The organism is Microbacterium sp. F2, assembly GCF_052274505.1.
Classification (GTDB): domain Bacteria; phylum Actinomycetota; class Actinomycetes; order Actinomycetales; family Microbacteriaceae; genus Microbacterium.
In genome coordinates this window covers 416253-440168 of the sequence record NZ_JBNVBV010000002.1, presented here as the reverse complement: position 1 = coordinate 440168, position 23916 = coordinate 416253, and the positions used below count along the sequence as shown (strand labels likewise).

The 23916-nt window shown below is 66.8% G+C and carries 22 protein-coding genes; 16 read left to right on the top strand and 6 right to left on the bottom strand.

Going from position 1 to position 23916, the window contains the following annotated elements:
• Window positions 1-114 precede the first annotated feature (114 nt).
• The 5 genes from ACQVDU_RS07195 to ACQVDU_RS07175 all read left to right on the top strand — a co-directional run bounded on the left by ACQVDU_RS07195 (window position 115) and on the right by ACQVDU_RS07175 (window position 4837).
• On the top strand, window positions 115-987 hold the full coding sequence (locus ACQVDU_RS07195; protein ID WP_443476692.1) for a DUF4238 domain-containing protein: 873 nt from the start codon (window positions 115-117) through the stop codon (window positions 985-987).
• Between the two features lie 68 nt (window positions 988-1055).
• Window positions 1056-1883: a hypothetical protein gene (locus tag ACQVDU_RS07190; protein WP_347425126.1), complete on the top strand. Its 828-nt coding sequence runs from the start codon at window positions 1056-1058 to the stop codon at window positions 1881-1883.
• Window positions 1884-2260: 377 nt separating this feature from the next.
• Window positions 2261-2701 (top strand): DUF488 domain-containing protein, encoded by a 441-nt coding sequence (locus tag ACQVDU_RS07185; RefSeq protein WP_443476691.1) that lies wholly within the window; start codon window positions 2261-2263, stop codon window positions 2699-2701.
• 182 nt (window positions 2702-2883) lie between these two features.
• Window positions 2884-3144 (top strand): hypothetical protein, encoded by a 261-nt coding sequence (locus ACQVDU_RS07180; protein WP_443476690.1) that lies wholly within the window; start codon window positions 2884-2886, stop codon window positions 3142-3144.
• A gap of 211 nt (window positions 3145-3355) precedes the next feature.
• Window positions 3356-4837, top strand: coding sequence for an SIR2 family protein (locus ACQVDU_RS07175; protein WP_443476689.1), 1482 nt, complete (start codon window positions 3356-3358; stop codon window positions 4835-4837).
• 148 nt (window positions 4838-4985) lie between these two features.
• Here the strand turns inward: ACQVDU_RS07175 and ACQVDU_RS07170 are convergent, their stop codons facing one another.
• Window positions 4986-5786 carry a hypothetical protein gene (locus tag ACQVDU_RS07170; RefSeq protein WP_443476688.1) on the bottom strand — a complete coding sequence of 267 codons (801 nt, stop codon included), beginning with the start codon at window positions 5784-5786 and terminating at the stop codon, window positions 4986-4988.
• 89 nt (window positions 5787-5875) lie between these two features.
• On the opposite strand from ACQVDU_RS07170, the gene ACQVDU_RS07165 reads away from it, so the two are divergent.
• The 6 genes from ACQVDU_RS07165 to ACQVDU_RS07140 all read left to right on the top strand — a co-directional run bounded on the left by ACQVDU_RS07165 (window position 5876) and on the right by ACQVDU_RS07140 (window position 13015).
• Window positions 5876-6547 (top strand): hypothetical protein, encoded by a 672-nt coding sequence (locus tag ACQVDU_RS07165; RefSeq protein WP_443476687.1) that lies wholly within the window; start codon window positions 5876-5878, stop codon window positions 6545-6547.
• Between the two features lie 3 nt (window positions 6548-6550).
• Window positions 6551-7060, top strand: coding sequence for a hypothetical protein (locus ACQVDU_RS07160; protein ID WP_443476686.1), 510 nt, complete (start codon window positions 6551-6553; stop codon window positions 7058-7060).
• Window positions 7033-8178 (top strand): APC family permease, encoded by a 1146-nt coding sequence (locus ACQVDU_RS07155; protein ID WP_443476685.1) that lies wholly within the window; start codon window positions 7033-7035, stop codon window positions 8176-8178. The genes ACQVDU_RS07160 and ACQVDU_RS07155 overlap by 28 nt, the downstream gene beginning before the upstream one ends.
• A gap of 368 nt (window positions 8179-8546) precedes the next feature.
• Window positions 8547-9470 (top strand): alpha/beta hydrolase, encoded by a 924-nt coding sequence (locus ACQVDU_RS07150; RefSeq protein WP_443476684.1) that lies wholly within the window; start codon window positions 8547-8549, stop codon window positions 9468-9470.
• A 40-nt stretch (window positions 9471-9510) separates the two neighbouring features.
• Complete coding sequence (locus ACQVDU_RS07145) at window positions 9511-11127, top strand: flavin-containing monooxygenase (protein WP_443476683.1); 1617 nt, start codon at window positions 9511-9513, stop codon at window positions 11125-11127.
• A gap of 163 nt (window positions 11128-11290) precedes the next feature.
• Complete coding sequence (locus ACQVDU_RS07140) at window positions 11291-13015, top strand: helix-turn-helix domain-containing protein (RefSeq protein ID WP_443476682.1); 1725 nt, start codon at window positions 11291-11293, stop codon at window positions 13013-13015.
• Between the two features lie 59 nt (window positions 13016-13074).
• Here ACQVDU_RS07140 and ACQVDU_RS07135 read toward each other — a convergent pair whose 3' ends face one another.
• Window positions 13075-14448, bottom strand: a complete 1374-nt coding sequence (locus tag ACQVDU_RS07135; RefSeq protein WP_443476681.1) for an NAD-dependent succinate-semialdehyde dehydrogenase — start codon at window positions 14446-14448, stop codon at window positions 13075-13077.
• Window positions 14449-14659: 211 nt separating this feature from the next.
• On the opposite strand from ACQVDU_RS07135, the gene ACQVDU_RS07130 reads away from it, so the two are divergent.
• Both ACQVDU_RS07130 and ACQVDU_RS07125 read left to right on the top strand, forming a co-directional pair.
• Complete coding sequence (locus ACQVDU_RS07130; protein WP_443476680.1) at window positions 14660-15412, top strand: enoyl-CoA hydratase/isomerase family protein; 753 nt, start codon at window positions 14660-14662, stop codon at window positions 15410-15412.
• Window positions 15409-16266 carry a 3-hydroxyacyl-CoA dehydrogenase family protein gene (locus tag ACQVDU_RS07125; protein ID WP_443476679.1) on the top strand — a complete coding sequence of 286 codons (858 nt, stop codon included), beginning with the start codon at window positions 15409-15411 and terminating at the stop codon, window positions 16264-16266. The genes ACQVDU_RS07130 and ACQVDU_RS07125 overlap by 4 nt, the downstream gene beginning before the upstream one ends.
• A gap of 43 nt (window positions 16267-16309) precedes the next feature.
• Here the strand turns inward: ACQVDU_RS07125 and ACQVDU_RS07120 are convergent, their stop codons facing one another.
• From ACQVDU_RS07120 to ACQVDU_RS07110, 3 genes are all read right to left on the bottom strand, one after another.
• On the bottom strand, window positions 16310-17386 hold the full coding sequence (locus tag ACQVDU_RS07120) for an alcohol dehydrogenase (RefSeq protein WP_347425114.1): 1077 nt from the start codon (window positions 17384-17386) through the stop codon (window positions 16310-16312).
• Window positions 17387-17471: 85 nt separating this feature from the next.
• The gene (locus ACQVDU_RS07115) at window positions 17472-18374 is read right to left on the bottom strand and encodes a LysR substrate-binding domain-containing protein (protein ID WP_443476678.1); all 903 of its coding nucleotides are present in this window, start codon (window positions 18372-18374) and stop codon (window positions 17472-17474) included.
• Window positions 18375-18477: 103 nt separating this feature from the next.
• Window positions 18478-19233, bottom strand: coding sequence for an SDR family NAD(P)-dependent oxidoreductase (locus ACQVDU_RS07110; protein ID WP_347425112.1), 756 nt, complete (start codon window positions 19231-19233; stop codon window positions 18478-18480).
• A gap of 229 nt (window positions 19234-19462) precedes the next feature.
• On the opposite strand from ACQVDU_RS07110, the gene ACQVDU_RS07105 reads away from it, so the two are divergent.
• The 3 genes from ACQVDU_RS07105 to ACQVDU_RS07095 are packed head-to-tail and all read left to right on the top strand — an operon-like array spanning window position 19463 to window position 23204.
• Window positions 19463-20725, top strand: coding sequence for a CaiB/BaiF CoA transferase family protein (locus ACQVDU_RS07105; protein ID WP_347425111.1), 1263 nt, complete (start codon window positions 19463-19465; stop codon window positions 20723-20725).
• Window positions 20722-21939: an acyl-CoA dehydrogenase family protein gene (locus ACQVDU_RS07100; protein WP_443476677.1), complete on the top strand. Its 1218-nt coding sequence runs from the start codon at window positions 20722-20724 to the stop codon at window positions 21937-21939. The genes ACQVDU_RS07105 and ACQVDU_RS07100 overlap by 4 nt, the downstream gene beginning before the upstream one ends.
• A 59-nt stretch (window positions 21940-21998) precedes the next feature.
• A complete protein-coding gene (locus tag ACQVDU_RS07095) occupies window positions 21999-23204 on the top strand; it encodes a thiolase family protein (RefSeq protein WP_347425109.1) in 1206 nt (401 codons plus the stop codon).
• A 182-nt stretch (window positions 23205-23386) separates the two neighbouring features.
• Here ACQVDU_RS07095 and ACQVDU_RS07090 read toward each other — a convergent pair whose 3' ends face one another.
• Window positions 23387-23620, bottom strand: a complete 234-nt coding sequence (locus ACQVDU_RS07090) for a DUF2188 domain-containing protein (RefSeq protein WP_347425108.1) — start codon at window positions 23618-23620, stop codon at window positions 23387-23389.
• Window positions 23621-23916: the final 296 nt, after the last annotated feature.

Sequence of the window (23916 nt, the reverse complement as noted above, 5' to 3'; positions counted from 1 at the left end):
TGGTCAGCACCCCACCCGCGGGTGCCGATCGGCTGACACGCCGACAGCGCGACCGGCACAGTGAAGCGTGGTGCGGGAGTTCCCAGGTCTTGTCGCGCGTTGCCCGAGCAGCCCGTGAGTTCACCGAAGCTGCACCACTACGTGCCGAGGTTCTACCTGAGGCGATTTGCCGATGCGGAAGGCAGGCTTTGGGTGTGGGACCGCGTCGTTGATCGGGTTTATGCGACGAGCCCGTCCACGATCGCCGCGGAGACCAAGTTCTACTTCCACGACGAATTTGCAGAGCAGGGACACGACCCGTTGACCATGGAGGCGCAGTTCGCATCTCTGGAAGGCGCCGTTTCCGGGCTCACGGGTGCGTGGCTTGATTGGATCCGCGCACACGAACCTGGCGACGCGCTCGACATTTCGACAGATGATCGCGACAGGGTCGGCCTCTTTGTCGCGCTGCAGTTTCTGCGCTCAGCGGACACGCGGGAAACCATCGCGAGGTTCGCCTCCCGCGACAGCGCGCCGGAACCTACAGTCGAGGAAGCGCGCAAGCTACACCTGCATGCGCTGTGGGACGAAGACCTCGTGGCCAGCATCGCCTCCCGGCTCATCGACTGCACCTGGGTCTTCGCAAAGAACGGCTCCTCCACGCCATTGGCGGCCTCGGACAACCCTGTCGCGTTTCGGACCGACGACAATCGAATGTGGTTGAAGGGAGCGATCCTCTCCGAAGGCACCTACCTCGTCTATCCGCTCGCTCCGGACGTCATCATGTATGGATACCCGACCGATGGAAGGTACGGAACCGCGTCGGTCGCACGGTTCAACAACCAGATCTCGGCCGTCGAGCTCACCGACGGCATGGTGCGCAGCGAGAACACCGCGCAGGTGTTCATGGCATCCCGCCACGTCGTCTCGGTGCGGCCGGACTTCGCTTGGGCCAAGGACTTTGCGCGAACGATCGGAACCGACTCTTACGCGCTTCCGCACAGCTGACGTCGGGCGCGCCACACCGTGCCCGATACCGGTGCCAGGCATCATGGGATCAACGCGAAGGAGGCTCTGTGGTTCTGTCAGAGAGCGCTCGTGTGCTGATCACAGTCAAGGCCTCCCCAGAGCCCTCGGAGAAATATGGCGACACCGTGTGCGTCGCCGGCGTGCGCCTGGACAGGGCCCGGCCTGAGTTCATCCGCCTTTACCCCGTGCCGTTCCGGTGGATGGCCACGGACCAGCAGTTTAAGAAGTACGACGTCATCGACGTCGATCTGATCCCGCCGATCAACGATCTGCGTCCGGAGAGCAACCGGCTCAACATCGACACCGTCCGCCGTGAAGGCAAACCGATCAAGGACATTCGCGCGCGAGGCGCGATCCTCGAGCCACTGATCGGGCCGACGATGTGCGAGCTGCGTGCAGGCGTCGTGCAGAACATGAACGCCACATCCCTGGGACTGGTCCGGGTCCGGACGCTGAAGGGAGTGATCGTGGAACCCGGCCAGCCGTGGACACCCTCCCAACAGGCCAAGATCGATCGGGCCCTTCAACAGGAAAGCCTGTTTGGTGACGCGACTCCTCCGGAACTGAAGGCGCCGCGGTTCATCGCCAAGTACCATTACTTCTGCGAGACCGCTGACTGCCCCGGGCACAAGCAACGAATCCTGGACTGGGAGCTCACCGCGTTTCAGTTGCGCCTGCGGAACATGAGCGACGAGGCCGCAGCAGAGAGCATCCGCCGCCGGTTCCATAACGAACTCTGCGCAGACGACAAGCGCACGCACTTCTTCGTCGGGAATATCGCGGATCCCACCAAGAGGCGCAACTTCTCGGTCCTCGGGGTCTACGCGCCGCCGAAGTTATCCGATTTCGCCGCCACCCTCGATCTCGGCATTTAGTAGGCGGCGGAAACATCCTTCGCGGCCGGCGTGCTCACCGCGGGCACTGACCATCGCGCCCTCACCCATCGGGCGATAGGGCAGACCCGGGCGGGTGAGGGCCGGACCGGTCCGCCCGGTCGCATATCCCGTTGCTGCGCAACATCCTGTATGTAACAGATATGATCCGTTACATGCAGGATGTCGGGGTCCTAACGTTGGAGGAGCTCAAGGCACTATCGACCAGCGTGAGCCGTGAGCTGCGCGCTCGTCGGCCCATGTCTCGCACCTGCCTATGGTGCGGCGCCGCCTTCTCCGGACGGCGCGACGCACAATTCTGCGGCACGCGATGCCGAGTCGCAGCCCACCGCAAGCGCACAACGAGAAGGAAGCCGAACGTGGACATCACCGGAATCGGATACGAAGGCCTGACCCAAGACGCGCTCATCTCCCGGCTCCGCCTCCGCGGCGTAGAGACCCTCGTCGACGTGCGATTGAACGCTATCTCTCGCAAGCCAGGATTCTCCAAGAAGGCCCTTACGACCGCGCTTGAGCAAGCCGGCATCCACTACCGCCACATGCCCTCACTTGGCAACCCGCGCGCCAATCGGGACGGATACGCCGAAACCACATCCCCATCCGCTCGCCAGGCACGCGACCAATACCGCACCACGCTCGCACACGACGCAGCGGCCGCCAGTCTGAGCGCATTGGTGGAGCTCGCCCGGACGCAAACGATCGCCGTGTTCTGCTTCGAAGAGGACGAACGCCACTGTCACCGAGAGCAAGTCCTCGACCATGTACGCGCCGCTCTGGAACCAGAGATGGTCCGCGGGTAGCACGGCCACGTCCGACGTGCGCTGCGACGGCCCTCCTGCGTTCGCGTCAGCCCGCGGGCTCTCGGGTTCATGACAGTCCCCGTCCAAGCGCACGGATGCGTCCCCGCACGAGCAGTGCGCATGGGGTGACTGAGTCGCGGTGCAGCATAGACATGCTGGCGCTGGCCCGCCAGGATCGACCCATGCCTGGACACAGTAGCAAGCACACCTACAGAGCCTTCTTCAACGCAGGCGAACTCATGGAGGGCAACGTCGCCTGCCCAACGTGCGGTGAGTCGACCTTGCATCCCACCGGCCACGTAGCGAGCCTGGAGCCGGTGAAGGAGTACTCGCCGAACGTCAGCCTCACTGCTTGGTGCGAGTGCGGCCAAACAGTGGTGATAGAGCTTGGCAACTACAAGGGACACTTCGCCATCGACGTTCGTGCCCTCGTTCGCGCGTAGTTCGCGGGCCGACGACAGTCGCGTCTGGACCCCCTGGGCGACGCTTGATGAAGGGCTCCGCTGCGCGTTGCCCCGGTCGTCCGCAGCTGGCAACTAGCGAGACTCGGGCACGGCGTGCGGCGGTTCGGTCGGGGATTGGCAATACTCTTCAGCCATGGGTGCAGTCAAAGACTTCTTGATTCCACACCTTGCGCCGCTCGCGACGCCGTACTTGTTCGTCGGAGCGGGACTCTCCCGTCGATACGCGGCGCTTCCCTCGTGGCCCGAGCTGCTGCGCTTGTTTGCGGACAAGACAGGCCAGCCCTACGAGTTCTATCTGTCGGCGGCGGACGGCGACCTGCCCTTGGCGGCAACCAAGATCGCCGAGGCGTTTCACGGTGTCTGGTTTAGCGCTCCGGAGTACGAGGACAGCCGCAGCAAGTGGCAGTCAACGGTGGTCGATCAGGCCGGACCTCTGAAGATCGAGATTGCGAAGCTCCTCGATGAGCGAGTGGCGGCGATGACGGTTCCGCAGACGCTTGAGGCCGAATGGGAGTTGCTAAGGGCCTCGACCGTAGACGGCATCGTGACTACCAACTACGATCGCGTCCTGTCTGAGGCCTTCCCTTCGTACCTCGAGTACGTCGGTCAAGAGGGCATGCTGTTCTCCGACACTCAGGGCATCGCTGAAACCTACGCCATCCATGGTTCGACGGGCGACCCGATGTCGCTAGTCCTGACACAGTCCGATTACGAGCGGTTCGACGCCCGGAACGCTTACCTTGCGGCGAAGCTGATCACGATCTTTGTGGAGCACCCGGTGGTGTTCCTCGGCTATAGCTTCAATGACGGCAATGTGCAACGGATGCTGACTGCCATTGTGCAGGGACTCCAGAACCACAGCATCGACAAGTTGCGTGACCGCCTCATCTTCGTCGAGTGGCGCGCCGACGGCGACGCTTCGGTGGAAGTGACCGACGTCAATATCAGCGGTCACCTGCTGCCGATCACGCGTATTAGGACGCCCGACTGGATGGAGGTTTTCGAGGCGCTGGGCTCGCGAAAGCACGCGCTCCCAGCTCGGACCTTGCGCATTCTGAAAGAGCAGGTCTATGAGATCGTCAAGTCAAACGATCCCAAGGATCGACTGTTCGCCTACGCCGACATCGACTCGGCCAAGGCGGAGGACATCTCGATCGTCTTCGGCGTTGGTGCGAAGATCGCGGCGACTGGAATCGTCGGCATGAGCCGAGGCGACATCATCGCTGACGTTCTCGAGAACCCTCCCGGTGGGCTTCCGGCCGACGACATCCTCCAGCTGCACATTTCAAAGATTCCCAGCAACTGGTGGTATCCGGTGTTCAAGTACCTGCGTGAAGCCGGGCATCTTGACTCCGACGGCAACATCCTCGATGAAGCGGTGCTGCCAGCTCATGTGGTCAAGCTCGCCCAACGGAACCGGACCGCAGTTGTCACGAAGGTCCGCTACCGCCGTCGCGGCACGATGGCCGCGCTGGAAGCCAAGCACGACTGGCGTTGGATGTTCTCGAACTTCCTGGAAGTGCCGTCCTACATCGAACTCGCGAGCGACCTGCGCGACTACTTAATCGACAACGCCGGAAAGCTGGAAACAGAGCCTCCCTACTGGCATACCAACTATTCCAAAGGTGTCGTCGCCTACGACTACATCCGCTACGGGCTTGAGTGGAACTAGCCCTCGGTTGAACCGCTCCGCGCCCAACGGCGCGGGCATCACATGCATACATCGAGCGCGGGGTACCGCGCCCTCGCATGCGGTCGGTTGGCGGTCCTACCGCGCGCACGAAGGATCGCTCCGAGCGGCAAACAATCGGCGGTGCCCCCTACGCGGGCGGGCTCTCCGCCGCGGTGTCTCGGCTACTCGGCGGAAGCACGTCGGCCAACCGCCATAGTTTCGCGTAAGCATTGCGTACAGCTTCCGATCCAGCGTGATCCGCGATCGGAGCGATGACACCAGGACGAGCGGTGATGCTGTTGAGACTCGAGCCCAGCAGATAGATGTCTCCCGTGTCGGGGATGTAGAAGCGGTCATGGAGATGCTCCGGAGCGAGCACGCGCAGTTCTAGTGTCATCTCGGCTTGGGCAAGAGTGCGAGAGAGTTGATTCAGTCGTAGCCCTGTTCGATCCACTCGGTTGGACGTCAGAACTCGGTCCACGCGTGTGAGTTCCGCCAGATCGAAAAGTTCCTCGAATCGAATGTACGGGTCGACGAGCAGACCGGCACCAGCACCTCCGAGCAGGTCGAACACGCGGAGGTATGCGAGGCGGTCGTCAGGATCAATTGTGACGGTGAGCGGCCCTTCCATACCGCTCTGCAGCTGCGGCCTCTGCGCGTGGCGGAGAACGGCCTTTCCAAGATTGGTCAGTCGTACGGAGCCGCCAACAAGCTGGATCCACTGTGCTCGCAACAGAAACGCGCTCGGACTCTCCCCTGGCTCGTAGTAGTACTCGTTGAGCATCTCGTCACGCATCGCCGCCAGGTACGAGGACCGCTGTCGTCCCGGGACTGGCGTGGGGTGGACCGCGAAGCCATCGAGCGCCTCGAGCGTTAGCGGCGTTCCCGTGCTCTCGATCGTGTCGACATAGATCAGCGCCATGTGCAGCTTGTCGTCGACCAATTCCACACACCGACCGTACAGCGTGGACGCGCTTCGCCCGCCATTGGTCGGCGCCGGGAGAACCGCTGCACAGGCCCGGCACGGCACCTGTCATCTTGGACAACGGCCAAGTCGATGTCGGAGGCCCCGGGATTCCGGCGAACGTCGACGGCTGGGTCGATCCCGACGAACCAGAGGCCAAGCCGAACTCGGAGACAGGTCTCACAGAGTGGCCGGCTGAGGTTCCGTTTGACGAGCTCACGGTCCCCGAGTACGACGACGTCCCCGTGGCCGAGTGCGCCGCTTCGCAGATCCCCGAGGCCCGCGCGATGGGCAACGACATCGTCGATTACCTGTTCACCTGGAGCACATCGAGGGCGACCTTCGACCAGTGGGCGGCGCCAATGGACCGTGAATGGAATCGCCTGTTCGGCTACTACGGCGGCGATGGGATGAACGGCAAGGGCGACACGGGCTTGGTCGAGGACCGGCTCAAGTCCATCGGCATCAGCGAGTCCACTTGGGCCGGGTGGGCGCAGAACGGCGTGCGCAGCGAGGTTCGCGTCAATCAGGTGGTGACGACCGCCCCGAACCATTCGCTGATGCAGCTCGACTACACGGTGACCATCACCCGCGCCGGTGACGGCATCAAGCCCGAGTCCGCAGTGCAGACAGTCACCGTCGTTCTCACCGCGCCGTGCACCCACGAGAACTGGCCGAGCGCGGCGTCCACATGGGACATGACCGGACTGCAGCTGTTCGACTTTCGCGGGTGGGCCTCGGAGTAGCCCGTGAAGTTCGTGCTCTGGGTGGCCAGTGTCCTGCTGGCAGTGCTCGTGGTCGCTATCGTCGGCCCGATCGCGGTGGTCGTGACGCTCCTCGCAAGCGATGCGCAGGCGGCATCGTGCGCACCACCGCGGGTCACCGACACTCCGGTCGCCCAGCTCGACGCGGAGCAGTCCCAGTATGCGGGAATCCTCATCGGAGCTGCGAAGGCACTCTTCCCGAACGAGACGACAGCGCAGCGAGCTGCACTGGTGGCAATCGCCACGGCGCTGCAGGAGTCCGGGCTGCGGAACATCGATCACGGCGACCGCGACTCGCTCGGCCTCTTCCAGCAGCGTCCTTCGATGGACTGGGGCACGCCGGAGCAGATCATGGATCCGGCATACTCAGCGGGCCGTTTCTACAAGGCACTGGCCCAGGTGACGGGATGGCATCATACGCGTATATTCGCGCGGGGCTCGGCTGCATCCCAGGCAACGCAGCCGCGATGCTTGCTCTCGGTGCCTACACGCTGACGGTTGTCGCGCTCGCGGTGTACGCGGGGCCGTTCGCCAGCAGCCTGGTGGCCACCTTCACTCCGTGGGCCGACTCGCCCTGGTGGTTGTGGTCACTTCTCAGCTGTGCCCTTCTGGCGCTACTCGGCTATCGGAACATCGACCTCAGCTCCACAGTGCTGGCCGTGCTGTTGATCATGGAAGTGCTCATTCTGATGGAAGTGCTCATTCTGGTGGCCCTGGGCGCTGTGATCTTCGCCACTGGCGGCAAGGAGGGCCTCGCGGTCGCTGCACTGAATCCTGTTGAAGCGTTCGGGCACGGCTCGCCCGCGAGTGGGATCGTGTGGGCCGTGTTGTGCTTCGTCGGGTTCGAGGCCACGGCGGTCTTCCGGGGCGAGGCACGTGACGCGGAGCGCACGATTCCGCGAGCAACATACGCCGCTGCGCTGATGATCGGTGCGCTCTATATGTTCGTCTCACTTGCCATCGTGACCGGTACAGGCACGGATGAGGTCTGGGAACTGGTGGCGGCGGATCCCGCGGCAGTGCTGTTCGCACTCGCAGATGCATACGTCGGACCGTGGTTCTCAGCTGTCATCAATGTTTTGCTTCTGGGGAGCATCTTCGCGTGCGCGCTCTCCTTCCACAACGTGGTCACCCGCTACCTGCTGACGATGGGCTCCTCGGGTCTGCTTCCCTCGTACATGGGACGGGTGCACGGGATTCACCGAGTGCCATCGAACGCCTCACTCGTTCTTTCGGCGCTCACGCTCCTCGCCATCGTCGTCGCAGCCGCCCTCAACCTCGATCCCGTCCTTCAGGTGTTCGGCCCTCTCGTGGGCATTCTCGGGTTTGCAGTGCTGACGATGATGGCGTTCGCATCGATCTCCGCAGTCATCTACTTTGCTCGATCCGGGCGGAACAGGCCCGGCATCTTCGTATGGCTGATCGCACCGGTCGTCGCGGCGCTCGGCCTCTTGTGGGTGCTCATGATGTCCCTGGCGAACATCGAGATCATCACGGGCTCGCAGATCGGGACTGTGCTCGTTGTGGTGCTCCTCATCGCGCTTCCGCTCACAGGGGTCGTCATCTCGCTCGTCCGCGCCGACCGCCCGGAGAGGAGCGATGAGCGCTCATGAGCGGAACCCCTCAACGCAGCCGCAACGAGTCGCGAGAGTCACTGGCGGCGCAAGCGGGATCAGTCGCCAGCTGCGGACGTCGATCTCGAGCGATCGCCGACTGACGCAGACGCCGACGAACTAACGCGACGATGTCGCGTCAGTTCGTCGGGCGAATGGGCGGGTCGCTCACGTCAAGACCTCACCCATCCTGATGAGCACGTGACCGGTGGAATCAAGGCACGTCGCGGTGCCGCCGACCGCCGGAACGAAGGGGTGTTTCACATCGGAACACCCCACCCATGCCGCATCGCCGCATCGTAGTGAGACACCCGCGAGACGCCAGAACGGCCCGCGGGACGTTGAGCATCATGACGAAGGAGTTCCCGATGTCCACTTCCAATTCCCCCGCCCAGGCCGCCGTCAAGGTCGTGGAGAGTCCGCTGCGCGACCTCTACCTCGACTGGTCGCGGATCATGGAGACCAGCGCGCTCGACATGCGCCTGTTCCGCAGCATCTTCGACGAGTGGCACCAGCCGACGATCGAGCCCGAGGATGTCACGTACAAGGAGGACCGCGTCGGCGGCGTTCCCGGCATCTGGGCGTTCCCCGCCGGAGCGGACCGATCGAAGGTCCTCCTCTACACGCACGGCGGCGGGTTCGCCGTCGGCTCGGCCTCGAGCCACCGAAAGTTGGCCGCGCACGTCGCGAAGGCGGCCGGGGTCACCACGTTCGTGCTCGACTACCGCCGGGCGCCCGAGCACCCGCACCCCGCCCAGATCGAAGACGGCGTCGCCGCGTTCCTGGGCCTGATCGAGCAGGGCATCCGCCCCGAGGACATCACCACGATCGGCGACTCGGCCGGCGGCAACCTCGCCATCGCCATCCCGCTCGCCCTCCGCGAGAAGGGCTTCCCGATGCCCGGTCACGTGATCGCGTTCTCGCCGTGGCTCGACATGGAGAACGCCGGCGAGACCCTCGTCACGAACGACGCCACCGACGCGCTGATCACCGTCCCCCTGCTCGAGGGCATGATCGCCGGCGTGCTGGGCGGCTCCACGAGTCCCACCGCGCCGCTCGCTAACCCGCTCTACGCGGACTTCGACGGGTTCCCGCCGCTCTACATCACGGCCGGCAGCGTCGAGTCGCTCGTCGACAATGCCACGCGACTGCACGCCATCGCACGCGAGGCCGGTGTGGACGTGACGCTCAACGTCGCGGAGGGCCAGCAGCACGTGTACCCGTTCCTCGCGGGCCGCGACGACGACGTCGACGCCGAGCTCGCCACGATCGGCCGCTGGCTGCGCGGCTGACGCCACCCCACCACTGGATCACAACGAAGGAGTTGTCACCATGTCCACAACCCACCCCACCGACTACGACGCGGTCGTCGTCGGCGCCGGCTTCGGCGGTATCTACCAACTGCACAAACTCCGCGACGAACTCGGCCTCCGGGTCCGCGGCTTCGAGAAGGGATCCGGGATCGGCGGAACCTGGTTCTGGAACCGCTACCCGGGCGCGATGAGCGACACGGAGAGCCCCTACTACCGGTACTCGTTCGACGACGAGTTCCTCCAGGAGTGGGAGTGGAGCCGTAAGTACATCGACCAGCCCGACATCCTGCGCTATCTCGAGGCGGTCGTCGACCGCTACGACCTTCGCAAGGACTTCCAGCTGAACACCGAGGTCAACTCACTGGCGTTCGACGAGGCGACGGAAACCTGGACCGTGAGCCTGTCCACCGGGGAGTCGGTCACCGCTCGGTACGTGGTGACGGCGCTTGGGCTGCTCGCTGCGACGAACATGCCCGACATCCCGGGCATCGACACTTTCGAGGGGCGACTCGTGCACACCGCCGAGTGGCCCGACGACCTGTCGATCGAGGGTAAGCGCGTCGGCGTGATCGGCACCGGTTCCACGGGCACGCAGTTCATCGTGGCCGCCGCGAAGCAGGCGTCGCACCTCACGGTCTTCCAGCGGTCCGCGCAGTACAGCGTGCCGTCGGGCAATGGCCCGGTGGAGCCCGGCGAGGTCGACGAGGTCAAGTCCCGGTTCCCGGAGATCTGGGAGCAAGTACGCAACTCCGGCGTCGCCTTCGGTTTCCAGGAGTCGACGGTCGCCGCCACGGAGGTCGACGAGGCCGAGCGCGAGCGCGTGTTCCAGGCTGCCTGGGACCGCGGCAACGGCTTCTACTTCATGTTCGGCACGTTCAACGACATCGCCGTCAGCGCGGAGGCCAACGAGGCTGCTGCTGCGTTCATCCGGCGGAAGATCGGCGAGATCGTGAAGGACCCGGAGACGGCGCGCCTGCTCACGCCGACCCTGCCGTACGCGAAGCGCCCGCTGTGCAACCACAACTACTACCACGTCTACAACCAAGACAACGTGGAGCTCGTCTCCATCAAGGAGAACCCGATCGTCGAGATCACGCCGAATGGCGTCCTGACCGCCGACGGCGTCGAGCACGAGCTCGACGTGCTGGTGTTCGCTACCGGGTTCGACGCGGTCGATGGCAACTACCGGCGCATCGACATCCGCGGCCGCGGCGGCGTGAGCGTCGACGAGCACTGGAAGGAGGCGCCGACGAGCTACCTCGGCCTCGCCACCGCCGGCTTCCCGAACATGTTCATGGTGCTCGGCCCGAACGGACCGTTCACCAACTTGGTGCCCAGCATCGAGGCCCAGGTTGAGTTCATCACGAAGCTCATCACGAAGGCGGAGCAGACCGGCCGGGTGCTCGAGGTCACGCAGGAGACCGAGGACGCGTGGACGGAGACGTGCAAGACGATCGCCGACTTCACGCTCTTCCCGAAGACCGATTCGTGGATCTTCGGGGCGAACATCCCGGGCAAGAAGCACTCGGTGCTCTTCTATCTGGGTGGACTCGCCGCCTACCGAGGGGTGCTCGCCGAGGTCGAGGCGAACGGCTTCGACGCGTTCAACGCCGGCGAGTTCGTCGAAGCGGCCTGACCCGCTCGGGCCATCTCGCCCGACCCTATCGGGCCATATCCAAGAGTGGCGCCCCGACCGATACCTCCACGGCATCGGTCGGGGCGCCACTCGGTATTTGTGCCGCCTCAATAATGAGCGATGCTTGACATGTCGTCGAATCTTGCGAAGGTGCGAGGTCCCCATGTCCAGCCACGACTACTCCGCCAGGCAGCTGCGGGCCGCGCGGCAGCAGCTCATCGAGGCCGGAGTCGGCGAGCGAGCGCCCGCTCCGCGCACCCTCGGCGTGCCCGACGCGATCGAGCGCAGCTGGCGCCGGTCGGTCGTCCAGCACTCGCCGTACGCCTCCGTCACGCCCGAGTTCCGTCCGTTGTCCGGAGCGGGATCCACGGACTCTCTGTCGTTCGCGGCCACCGACGTGCTCGCGCACTGGGCCGATTCGCTCGCCGACATGCGGGTCGGCCTGTTCGTCAGCGATCGCACCGGTCGCATCATCGCTCGGCGCACCGGTGAACGCGATCATGAGCGCCGCCTCGATCGAGCATTCGCCGCCGAGGGCTTCGACTTCTCCGAGACCTCCCTGGGCACGAACGGACTCGGCACCCCGATGGAGGAACGCTGCGCGGTGTTTGTTCGTGGGGCCGAGCACTTCAACGACGCCCTCCACACGCTGGCCTGCGCGGGTGCGCCCGTCCGCGAACCCGCATCGGGCCGCGTGATCGGCTCTGTCGCCCTGGCCGCCCCCGTCGACTCATCCGATCCCACGATGCTCGCGATCGCTCGGCAGGCGGCACGCCAGGTCGAGGAGCGGATGGCCGAAGCGGCGGCACCCGATGAGCTCAGGTCTCTCATCGCCCGCTTCATCGACGGTTCCGCGCACCGTCCGGTGTTCGCGCTCAGCCGGGCGGGTGTGCTCAGCACCACGGTCGCGGTGCCGTGGCTGTCGGCGGGCTCGCACGTGCTGCTGTGGGACGACTTGCAGTCGGGCGAGTGGGCGCACGCCACGCGCACGGTCTCGTTCGCCGGGCTGCCCGGCACCGCACGCCGCGTGCCCACTCGCGACGGCGGGGCCGTGTACATCGTTGAGTTGGAGCCCGATGCCGGCGCCGAGTCATCCGTTGATGTGCAGGCGACCGGGAAGGACCCGCTCGAGCGCCTCGACGAGCTGTCGGCCGAAGCAGGCGGAGTTTGGATCTCCGGTCCCGCGGGGAGCGGCAAGGCGCACCTCGCGTCGTCGTGGCTCCAACGCCGCGATGGTCGGGTACCCGTCGTGGTCGAGGCGATGCAGCTCCGATTCGCCGGCACGAGCGAGCGACTCGCAGCCGAGTTGCGCGCCGGTCGGTCGATACTCGTTCGCCACGTCGAAGCACTCGAGGGCAGCGACGTCGGCCGGCTGCGTGCCCTGATGGGGGCGACGGATGCCACGGGGCGCGCGAGGCTGGCGGCGACCTTCGTCCATTCCGAACTCGACCCGGTGCTCTGTCGGGTCGTCCACCGAACGGCGCCCGAGCTGCGGCTCCCGGCCCTGCGCGACCAGCCCAAGCGGATCGTCGAGATCGCGCAAGAGATCGCCGGGCGACACCGCGCCACCCTCGGATCCGCGACGCTGCAGGCGCTGACGCGAGGGGAGTGGTTGGGGGATGTCGCGGAGTTGGTCGACCTCGTCGAGTGCCTGTCGCGGGTGATGCAGGGGCGCACGATCGGGCCCGAGCTGCTTCCGGTCGAGCTGCGCACGCGCGCTCGGAACCTCTACGGCATCGCGGCGTCGGAGTACCGCGCTATCGAGGACGCGCTGCGCGAGTCCGGCGGCAACCGCTCTCGCGCCGCGGAGGCGCTCGGCATCGGACGCACGACGCTCTATCGCAAGCTGCGCGCGTACGGGCTCGACGGGAGCCCGGCGCTCACATAGAGGTGAGCCCGCCGCTTCCCCTGAGGGAGCGACGGGCTCAGGGGCTCACGTCGACAGCGTCACACCGCGGGCGAGCGGATGAGTTTCTTGTTGGCGAACTCGTCGATGCCGTACTTGGCCAGTTCGCGTCCGACGCCGGATCGCTTCACCCCGCCGAACGGCAGGTCGGGTGCGCTCTTGCTCGTGCTGTTGATCCAGACCATGCCCACCTCGAGCTTCTTGGCGAGATCCTCGGCGACAGCGCGGTCCTGCGTGAAGACGCTCGACGCGAGGCCGAAGGAGGACTCGTTCGACAAGGAGACCGCGGCCTGCGGTGAGGGCACGCGGTAGACGACGGCGACGGGCCCGAACAGTTCCTCGTGATAGGCCCGCATGTCCTGCGTCACGCCGGTGAGCACGTTCGGCGGGTAGTAGGCGCCATCCCTGGCTGCCCCGGGAGCGCTGTGCAGGGTCGCACCCTTCGCCACCGCGTCCTGCACCAGCACGTCGAGCTCGTCGCCGGCTCCTGCGGACGAGAGCGGCCCGAGGAAGGTGTCGGGGTCGGTCGGGTCGCCGGGCTTCACGCGGGTGATCGCGTCGATGAACTTCTCGGTGAACTCGTCGTAGACCGCGTCGACGACGATGAACCGCTTGGATGCCGTGCACGCCTGGCCGCCGTTGGCGACCCGCCCGCGAACTCCTGCCGCGACGGCGGCGTCGATGTCGGCGTCCTCGAGCACGATGAAGGGGTCGGAGCCGCCAAGCTCGAGCACGCACCGCTTCATGTGCCGGCCAGCGACCTCGCCCACAGCCGAACCGGCCATCTCCGAACCAGTGAGCGAGACGCCCTGGATTCGCGGGTCGGCGATCAGGTCGGCCACCTGGCGGCTGTCGATGAAGGCGTTGAGGTACACGCCCGTGGGAACGCCCGCGTCACGCAACACCGTCTCGATGGCGAGCGCCGACTGGGGGCAGTTCCTCGCGTGCTTGAGGATGATGGTGTTGCCGAGCGCGAGGTTGGGGGCGACGAACCTCGCGACCTGGTAGTAGGGGTAGTTCCACGGCATGATGCCGAGCAGCGGCCCGATCGCCTCGGTGCGAACGACCGCCGACCCGCCGCCCGCGATGGCGAGCGTCTCGTCGGCCATGAACTTCTCGGCATGATCGGCGTAGTACCGGTAGATGGAGGCGACGAGTTCCACCTCGCCGCGGGCCTGCGTAATGGGCTTGCCCACTTCGAGCGTGAGCAGCCCCGCGAGTTCGTCGATGCGCTCGAGGTGCAGGTCGGCGATGCGAGCGAGCATCGCGGTGCGCTCGGCGAGCGGGGTATCCCGGAATGACCGGTACGCAGCGAACGAGCGGTCGACAAGATCGAGTGCCGCAGTGTCGTCGATGACGGGGAACTCGGCGAGGACCTCGCCGGTCGCCGGGTTGATCGTGGTGTAGGCGGCCATCGCCCTCTCCTTGTTTCGCGTGAGTCTCGGTGCGCCGGACTGCGGGGCCGAATCGGGGGTGACCGAATGGACCGGCGGTACTCTCCAGCCTCACTGCTCCGCGCGCGGGCGTCCAATACTGATGCCGCCGACTATCAATACTGTGGACGCATCGAACGCGGGTGAATCGGGTATTGGACGGGTATCGATGCGCGATGAGAGCCTGAGGGGCATGACTACCCTCAGAATCCGGGAACAGGCTGACCGGTTCCATGTCGAGCTTCATCGGCCCGAGATCCGCAACGCGATCGACGACGAGATGGTCGCCGACCTGCACGCCGTCTGCGACGCGCTCGAACGCGAGCCGCGCATCCTCATCCTCACCGGCGCGAGCTCCCCGGAGCGTGGAGTCTTCGCCGGCGGCGCCGACATCCGCCAACTGCTCGATCGCCGCCGAGACCAGGCACTGGCCGGCATCAACTCAGGCCTGTTCGACCGCATCGCCAAGCTACCGATGCCCGTGATCGCCGCCGTCGACGGCTACGCCATCGGAGGCGGCGCCGAACTCGCGTACGCGGCCGACCTTCGCATCGCCTCAACGCGGGCGGTGTTCGGCAACCCCGAATCGGCGCTCGGCATCATGGCGGCCGCGGGAGCCACCTGGCGGCTGCTCGAGCTGGTGGGCGAGCCGCTGGCCAAGGAGATTCTCTTCACCGGACGCCGACTCACGGCCGAGGAGGCGCTGCAGGCCGGACTCGTGGCATCCGTGCACGAGCCCGACGAGCTCGCCGCAGCGGCCGATGCCGTGGCCGATCGCATCGCCGAACAGGATCCGCTTGCCGTGCGACTCACCAAGCGCGTGCTGGCCGCACCGCGCTCGGCGCACCCGTTCGTCGACGACCTCGCGCAGGCGGTCCTCTTCGAATCCGAGTCGAAGGCGCAACGGATGTCCCGCTTCCTCTCTCGCACCAAGGATTCCGCATGACCACCCTGCCCGACGTGATCGGCGTGATCGGCGGCGGCCGCATGGGCGCTGGCATCGCCCACGTGTTCGCCCGTGCCGGAGCATCCGCCCTCGTCATCGAACGCGACGACCAGGCCGCCGGCCAGGCACGCGCTCGCCTCGAGGACGGCGTGGCGAAGGCCGCCGAGCGCGACGCTTCCATGGACGCCGACGCCCTGCTCGGGCGGCTCGCCGTGAGCACCGAGTACGACACGCTCGCAGCGGCGGGACTCGTGGTCGAGGCGGTGCCGGAGTCGTTCGACCTGAAGGTCGATGCGCTGACGCGTGCCGAGCGGGTCCTGGGCGATGGCGCGTGGCTCGCCACGAACACGTCGTCGCTGTCGGTGGCCGACCTCGCCGAGCACCTCCAGCGGCCGGAGCGCTTCTGCGGCCTGCATTTCTTCAATCCGGTGCCGCCCTCGGCCCTCGTCGAGGTGGTGCTGACCGCGCGCACCGCGCCCGAACTGCGCGATCGGGCCGTTGAGTGGGTGACGGCACTCGAGAAGTCCGCGATCGTCGTCAACGACGCTCCGGGATTCGCCAGCTCGCGACTCGGGCTCGCTATCGCTCTGGAGGCGATGCGGATGGTCGAGGAGGGCGTCGCCAGCCCGCACGACATCGACGCCGCCATGGTGCTCGGCTATCGGCACGCGACCGGCCCGCTGCGCACCTCGGATCTCGTCGGACTCGACGTGCGCCTCGGCATCGCCGAGTACCTGCACGAAACCCTCGGCGAGCGCTTCGCTCCCCCCCAGATCCTGCGCGACAAGGTCGCGGCGGGCGAGCTCGGGCGCAAGACGGGACGCGGGTTCTTCGAGTACCCCCCCGGGCGGTAGCCGGCCGCACAGCAGCGGGGCCCGTCTTCGTTCGCCGGCACGCTCAGGAGGCGCTGAGCACGATCCTTCCCGGCACCCCGCCGGCGGCGAGGCGGTCGAGCGACTGCTGCACCGCCTCGGCGGAGAGTTCGGCGCCGATGGTCGGAATCTGGGGAAGCGCACCGCGCTTGGCGAGTGCCACGAGTTCGACGAGTTCGTCGAGCGATCCGACGAAGCTGCCGCGGATCGTGATGATCTTCAGCGTCAGCAGCGCCGTGGGTATTGTGAACTCGCCGCCGAACAGACCGACCTGGATCATCGTCCCGCCCTTGCGGAGGGCGCCGAACGCGGCCGGTGCGGTCGCGCCGTTGTTCACGAAGTCGATCACGGCGGCGACCGGGCCACCGGTGGCCTCGGTGATCGCGCCGGCGAGGTCCTCGCTCGCGGCCGACACCGTGGCGGTCGCGCCCATCTCGCGGGCGAGCTCGAGATTGCGCTCCTGCAGGTCGACCGCGACGATCGCCGGGTGCCCGAGGGCCGCGAGCGTGGCGATGGCCATCAGGCCGACCCCGCCGGCGCCGATCACCACGACCGGCAGCGACGGGTCGGCGGGCATCGCCTTGCGCGCCGCGCTGTATGCGGTGAGGCCCGAGCAGGCGAGCGTCGCGGCCCAGCGCTCGTCGAGTCCGGTGACATCGACCAGGTAACGCGAATGCGGCACGTGGATGTGGTCGGCGTAGCCGCCGTGCCTGGCGACGCCGAGGTTCTTCGGCGTGGGGCAGAGGTTCTCCTGCCCGCTGCGGCAGGCGTCGCACGTGCCGCAGCCGATCCAGGGGTAGATCAGCCGGTGCTGCCCGACGGAGGCGCCGGCCGCCTCGGGCCCGACGGCCTCGACGACGCCGACGACCTCGTGGCCGAGCACGATCGGGTAGGTCACGCCCCGATCGACGAGATTCATGCGGCCCCGGCTGCCGAGGTCGTAGTACCCCTCACGCAGGTGCGTGTCGGTGTGGCAGACGCCCGAATGCAGCACGCGGAGCAGTACTTCGGTGCCCTGTGGCTGCGGGGTCGGAAGCTCGATGTCCGTGACGGAGTGGTCGTCTTCGAAGATCGCGAACGCGTGCATGCTGGTCCTCGTCATTGATGGGTGCCTGATCCGTCCAGACTCGCATCGCGCGCTGATTCTCTCCAATACCGAATCGAGGGCCGATTGATACCGGATGCCGCTACACGGCCCCCGGGGTGGGCAGCACGGTCTCCGACAGCCGAAGTACCGCGTGCAAGGCGCGGTCGTCGCTGTCCGCGCGCCAGGCCATACGCAGCTCCACGGGGGGCACCGGGTCGGACAAGGTAAGGAATCGCAGGCCGGGGTCCGCGATGCTGTCGACGACGGACGACAGCGTGAGCGAGCATCCTACCTCGGCCGACACGAGCGACATCACGGTCCAGGAGTCGGAGGCGTCCTGCACGACATCGACGCTGAAGCCCGCGCTGCGGGTCATCTGCCGGAGCCGCTCGATGAGCACGCTGCCCGACTCCGGCGGCAGGGAGACGAACGGCTCGCCTTCGAACTCGCTCATCGAGACGCGCTTCCGTCGTGCGAGCCGATGCGTCACGGGCACCGCGATCACGAGTTGCTCGATGGCGATCACGCGAGTGCGCACCGCGGTCGGCACGTGGTCCCATCGCCCGAGCGCGATGTCGATATCGCCGCGAGTGAGCAACTGCATGGCCGGCTGCGCGAAGTGGCCGCTCAGGAGTTCGAGCGTGATGCCCGGATGGTCCTGCTTGACCGCCCGCGCCAGCTTGCCGACCATGACGTTCGACGACGCGCCGGCGTACGCCAGGCGCACGCGGCCGATCTCGCCGACTCCGGCCGCCCTTGCCACGGTTCTGACCCGTTCCAGCGCATCGATGACTTCACGGGCGGGCGCGACGATCGCCTCTCCGACCGAGGTCAGCGTGACACGGCGGGTGCTGCGCTCGAACAACCGCGCGCCGAGTTCGCGTTCGAGCTGCTGGATGCTGCGGCTGACGGGCGGTTGCGCCATGTGCAGCCGTTCTGCCGCGCGCCCGAAGTGGAGTTCGTCGGCGACGGCCAGGAATGCGCGCACCTGCTGGAGGTCCATCCGTCGATTATTGCAGTGCGAGCACTGATCGACACAAGATTGAGACCAGGATGCCGCGAGCCGGGACCCGCGCGGTCGTGCCGCACGGATCCCGGCTCCGGGCTCACTGCGAGGTGTAGCCGCCGTCGACCACGTACTCGGCGCCCGTGACGAACGACGCCTCGTCGGAGGCGAGGAACAGCACCACGTTCGAAACCTCCTCGGGACGCCCGGGGCGGTCGAGGATGGTCGTCGAGAGCACGGCCTTCGTCGAGTCATCAGTCGCGAGGAGACCCGTCGTCATCGGCGTGGCGATCACGCCCGGGTGCACGGAGTTAACCCGGATCTTGTACTTCGCCAGGTCGACTGCGCTTGCCTTGGTCAGCAGGCGCACGGCGCCCTTCGAGGCCTCGTAGGCTGCCGCGCTCGGCGCACCGATGATCCCGTAGATCGACGAGATGTTCACGATCGAGCCGCCGCCCGCGCGCGTCAGGGCCGGCACGGCCGCCTTCGACCCGAGGAAGACCGACTTCACGTTGACCTGGAAGATGTGGTCCCACTCCTCGTGGGTCGTCTCGTCGAGCGGCTTGAGGATCAACACACCCGCGTTGTTCACGAGGATGTCGAGCCGGCCGTGCTCCTGCTCGGCGTGGTCGACGACCTCCGCCCACCGGTCGGGGTCCGTGACATCCTGCTCGAGCGCCACGGCGGTGCCGCCCGCGGCATTGACTTCGGCAACGACCTCCTCGAGCGCGGGAAGGTCGACGTCGGTGGCCACCACCTTCGCACCCTCGGCCGCCAGCCGCAGCGTGTGCGCCCGGCCCATGCCCTTGGCCGCACCGGTGACGATGGCCACCTTTCCGGCGAGTCGATCTCCCATGTTCTCTCCCTCAGCTTCATTGCGTATACGGAAGCGAGACTGCCCCGCTCGGGGTCGTCGCCTCGCCGAGCACCAGCCTCGGGCCACTCGCCGGACCGCGGGTGTGCCGAAACGGAACACTGACGGACGCCCTGACCGGCCGCCTCGGTATCAATCGAGACCTCGTTAGGTATTGGACCTGCATGAAACGGCCTGTCACGCTGAGAGAACCGATCACGAAGGTTCTCCAATGACGACGCCATCTCCACTCGACCTCGACCCATTCGCCCGAAGCGGCGCCGGCCCGTTCGCCGGCGTGCTCGTCGCCGACTTCGGGCGGGTCCTCGCCGGTCCGTACTGCACGATGCTGCTCGCCGACCTCGGCGCCACCGTCATCAAGGTGGAGAGCCCGATCGGAGATGAGACCCGCACTTGGACTCCACCGCAGTACCAGGATGAGGCGACGTACTTCCTGTCGGTCAACCGGAACAAGCAATCGGTAGTGCTCGACTTCCAGAACCCCGACGACCTGCGGCTCGCGCAGCGGCTCGCCGCGCGCGCCGACGTGGTCACCGAGAACTTCAAGCCAGGGGGCCTGCGCCGATTCGGGCTCGACTACGAGTCCGTGGCGCGGACGAACCCCGAGGTGATCTACGCCTCGATCACCGGATTCGGCACCGAGGGCGGCGCCGACCTCCCGGGCTACGACCTGCTCGTCCAAGGACTCTCCGGCCTGATGAGCATCACCGGCGCCCCCGCGACCGACGGATTCCGCGCCGGCGTCGCCGTGTTCGACGTCATCACCGGATTGCACACCACCATCGCCATCGCGTCCGCGTTGTTCCATCGGCAGCGCACCGGCGCGGGCCAGCACGTGGAACTGAATCTCATGTCTTCGGCGCTCTCGGGCATGGTGAACCAGACGGGCGGCTACCTCCTCAGCGGTCGCGCGCCGACCCGGATGGGCAATGACCACCCGAGCATCTACCCGTACGCCCCATTCCCGACCGCCGATGGCGATCTCGTGCTCGCGATCGGCAATGATGCACAGTTCCGCAAGCTCTGCGACGTACTCGGCCTGCCCGAGTTGGCCGACGACGTGCGGTTCGCGACGAACGCCGACCGCAGTGCCTGCCGTGACGAGCTGCGACCCATCCTCACCGAGCGGCTCGCAGCTCGGAGCGCGCAGGACTGGTTCGACCTGCTCACCGCGGCCCGCATTCCATGCGCGCCCATTCTCGACGTCGGAGGCGGCATCGACTTCGCCCGTCGCATCGGGCTCGACCCAGTGGTCATCGCCGGCGAGGGAGAACGCGCGATGCCGACCATCCGCAACCCCATCCGGTTCTCGCGCACGCCCCCGACCTACCGCAATGCGGCTCCCCGGCTCGACCAGGACGGCGCCGCCATCCGCCGCTGGCTGATGGACGACGACGTCCGGCCCGACCCCGAGACGAACGAGACGGAGCAGCCGGTCCATCCGATGCCGGCATCCATAATGAGAGGCGAATGACCATGAGCATCACGATCGACGACACCGCGGTGCGCGCGGTGAACTCCGACTTCTACTCCGTCGACGACTTCCTCAACGACGACGACCGCGCCCTGGTGACTCGCCTGCGCGGCTTCGTCGACCGCGAGGTGCTCCCGATCATCAACGAGTACTGGGAGTCTGCGGACTTCCCGTACCAGATCCTTCCCGCGCTGGGCGAACTCGGCATCGTCGGCACGGCGATCGAGGGCTACGGATGCCCCGGCCTGACGCGTCTGCAGGCCGGCCTCGTCGCGATGGAGCTCTCGCGCGGCGACGGCAGCATCAACACGATCAACGCCGTGCACTCAGGCCTCGCCATGGGCAGCATCTCCCTCCTCGGCGACGAAGAGCAGAAGCAGCGCTGGCTCCCCGACATGGCAGCCCTCCGCAAGCTCGGGGCGTTCGCGCTCACCGAGCCCGACCACGGGTCGGACTCGGTCGCCCTCGAGACATCCGCCCGACTCGACGGCGATCACTACGTCATCGACGGCGCGAAGCGCTGGATCGGGCTCGGCCATGTCGCAGACCTGGTGATCATCTGGGCTCGCGACACCGCTGACGACAAGGTGAAGGCGTTCGTGCTCGAGAAGAATGCCGACGGCAGCTACCCCGATGGATACCGCGCCGAGGCGATCACGGGCAAGATCGCGAAGCGAGCCATCCAGCAGGCGCACATCGAGATCTCGGGTCTCCAGATTCCGGCCGAGAACAAGCTCGCACTGTCGAGCTCGTTCCGTGACGTGTCCGCGATCCTCAACCGCACCCGCAGCACCGTCGCGTGGGAGGCGCTCGGCCACGCCGTCGCCGCCTACGAGGCAGCGGCCCGATACGTGCACGAGCGGGTGCAGTTCGGACGTCCGATCGCGAGTTACCAGCTCGTGCAGAACAAGCTGGCGAACATGCTCGCCGACCTCACCGCGATGCAGCTGATCTGCTTCCGCACGGCCACGCTGCAGGACGAGGGTCGGCTCACCAACGAGCAGGCGTCGCTCGCCAAGATGTTCACCGGCCAGCGTTCGCGCGCGCTCTGCCGCGACGCTCGCGACCTGCTCGGCGGTAACGGGCTCCTGCTCGAGAACCACGTCGCACGCCACCTCACCGATATGGAGGTCGTGCACACCTACGAGGGCACCGACTTCATTCAGTCGCTCATCATCGGCCGCGAGATCACCGGCATCGCGGCGTTCGCCTAACCCCTCCTCGGCACGCACTGCCCCTCCCCGGCCGACCCTGCCACGAAACGGACCCCTTCATGGACGCCTACCTATACGACACCATCCGCACGCCCTTCGGCCGTTTCGCGGGCGGCCTCGCCGAGGTGCGGCCCGACGACCTCGCCGCGCACGTCGTCAGGCATGCCGTCCGACGCGCGCCTGTGCTCGACCCTTCTCGGATCAATGAGGTCGTCTTCGGCAATGCCAACGGCGCCGGCGAGGAGAACCGGAACGTGGCGCGCATGGCCTCGCTGCTGGCCGGGTTGCCCACCTCGGTGCCTGGCACCACGGTCAACCGACTTTGCGGCTCCTCCCTCGATGCGGCCATGATCGCCTCGCGTCAGGTCGAGACGGGCGACGCCGACTTGGTGCTCGTGGGCGGCGTGGAGTCGATGAGCCGCGCGCCGTGGGTGGTGACCAAACCGTCGCGCGCGTTCCCCGCGGGCGATGCGGCGATGGCCTCGACGACGCTCGGCTGGCGCCTGGTCAACCCGAAGATGCCGAGCGAGTGGTCGGTGTCGCTGGGCGAAGCGACCGAGCAGCTGCGCGAACTGCACGGCATCGACCGGGTACGGCAGGACGAGTTCGCCGCGCGGTCACACTTTGCGGCGCACGAGGCGTGGGAGGCCGGGCGCTACGACGATCACGTCATCCCGGTCGACGGTACATCGCTCACCCGCGATGAGGCCGTTCGGGTGAACACGACGGCCGAAATACTCGCGGGACTGCGAACGTCGTTCCGTCCCGCCGACGGCACCCCGTCGGGCGGCACGATCACCGCCGGGAATGCCTCACCGCTAACCGACGGCGCCTCGGCGGCGTGGATCGGGAGCGACCGCGCCCGCGACATCCTCGGCCTCGACCCGGTCGCTCGTGTCGCCGGACGCGGCACCGCGGCCAACGAGCCGCAGTTCTTCGGATTCGCCCCGGTCGAGGCCGCGAACCGTGCGCTCATACGGGCCGGTATCGGGTGGGGCGACGTCGGGGCCGTCGAGCTCAACGAGGCGTTCGCGGCGCAATCCCTGGCCTGCATCGACGCATGGGACGTCGACCCCGAAATCGTGAACGCTTGGGGTGGCGCGATCGCGCTCGGGCATCCGCTCGGCGCCTCGGGCACACGAATCCTGGGCACGCTGGCACGTCGACTGCAGGCGTCGAACGCCCGGTGGGGTGTCGCGGCGATCTGCATCGGCGTCGGGCAGGGCTTGGCCGTTGTGCTGGAGAACGCGCAGACCACAAAGTAGATCCGCAGAGAGTCCCTGAGCGCAGCCGCTCACGATTAACTCACGGTTTTGGCGAGCTCACGGGAGTTCATTGCGGTTCACGTTCCGCGTGATTCCGCGACTCATGAACGCGAGTGAAGCACCGTGATACGGCACTTAGGAACAGCCGATCTGATGCCTTGAACTCGTCCTCTGCCACGCGTTCAGCCCTTCGGCGGATACGGGTCGCTCTTGCCGACGGTGTCGGTGTTCCTGATCTGGTTGTTGTCCTTGCGATGGTCGCGGACCTCGCCGCCTCCACTTCGCGTCGCAAACCCGACCGCGGCGTCGTGCGCCTGCGCCTGGGTGTCGAAGCGACCAGCCGCTCGGTCGGCGCCCGCCCGCTTAGCGGACCAGTCGCCCTTGTCTTTGTCGTACTGTACGTCGTAGTCAGCCATCGGCGTCCCCTCATCTGAAGAATGGCGAGTTGGAACACCAAGCATATGGACGGCCTCCGACACCAGTGCCGCGGTGACCGGCACGAGAGAGCGGACCGCCACTGGCACAGAACCGCGACCTAGGCATACAGCGGCTCAGACGGTGGCTGAGCGACGCCTGGGGCGAGTAGCTCGTGTAGGCCGTCCACTCGGGCGGGTCGACGTGGGGGCCACCGAGGACCCGCAGGAAGCGTCTGACTCACGATCCCCGCCCGAGAACCCGGTTCATGAAGATGCCCGATAGGCGCATCTTCATG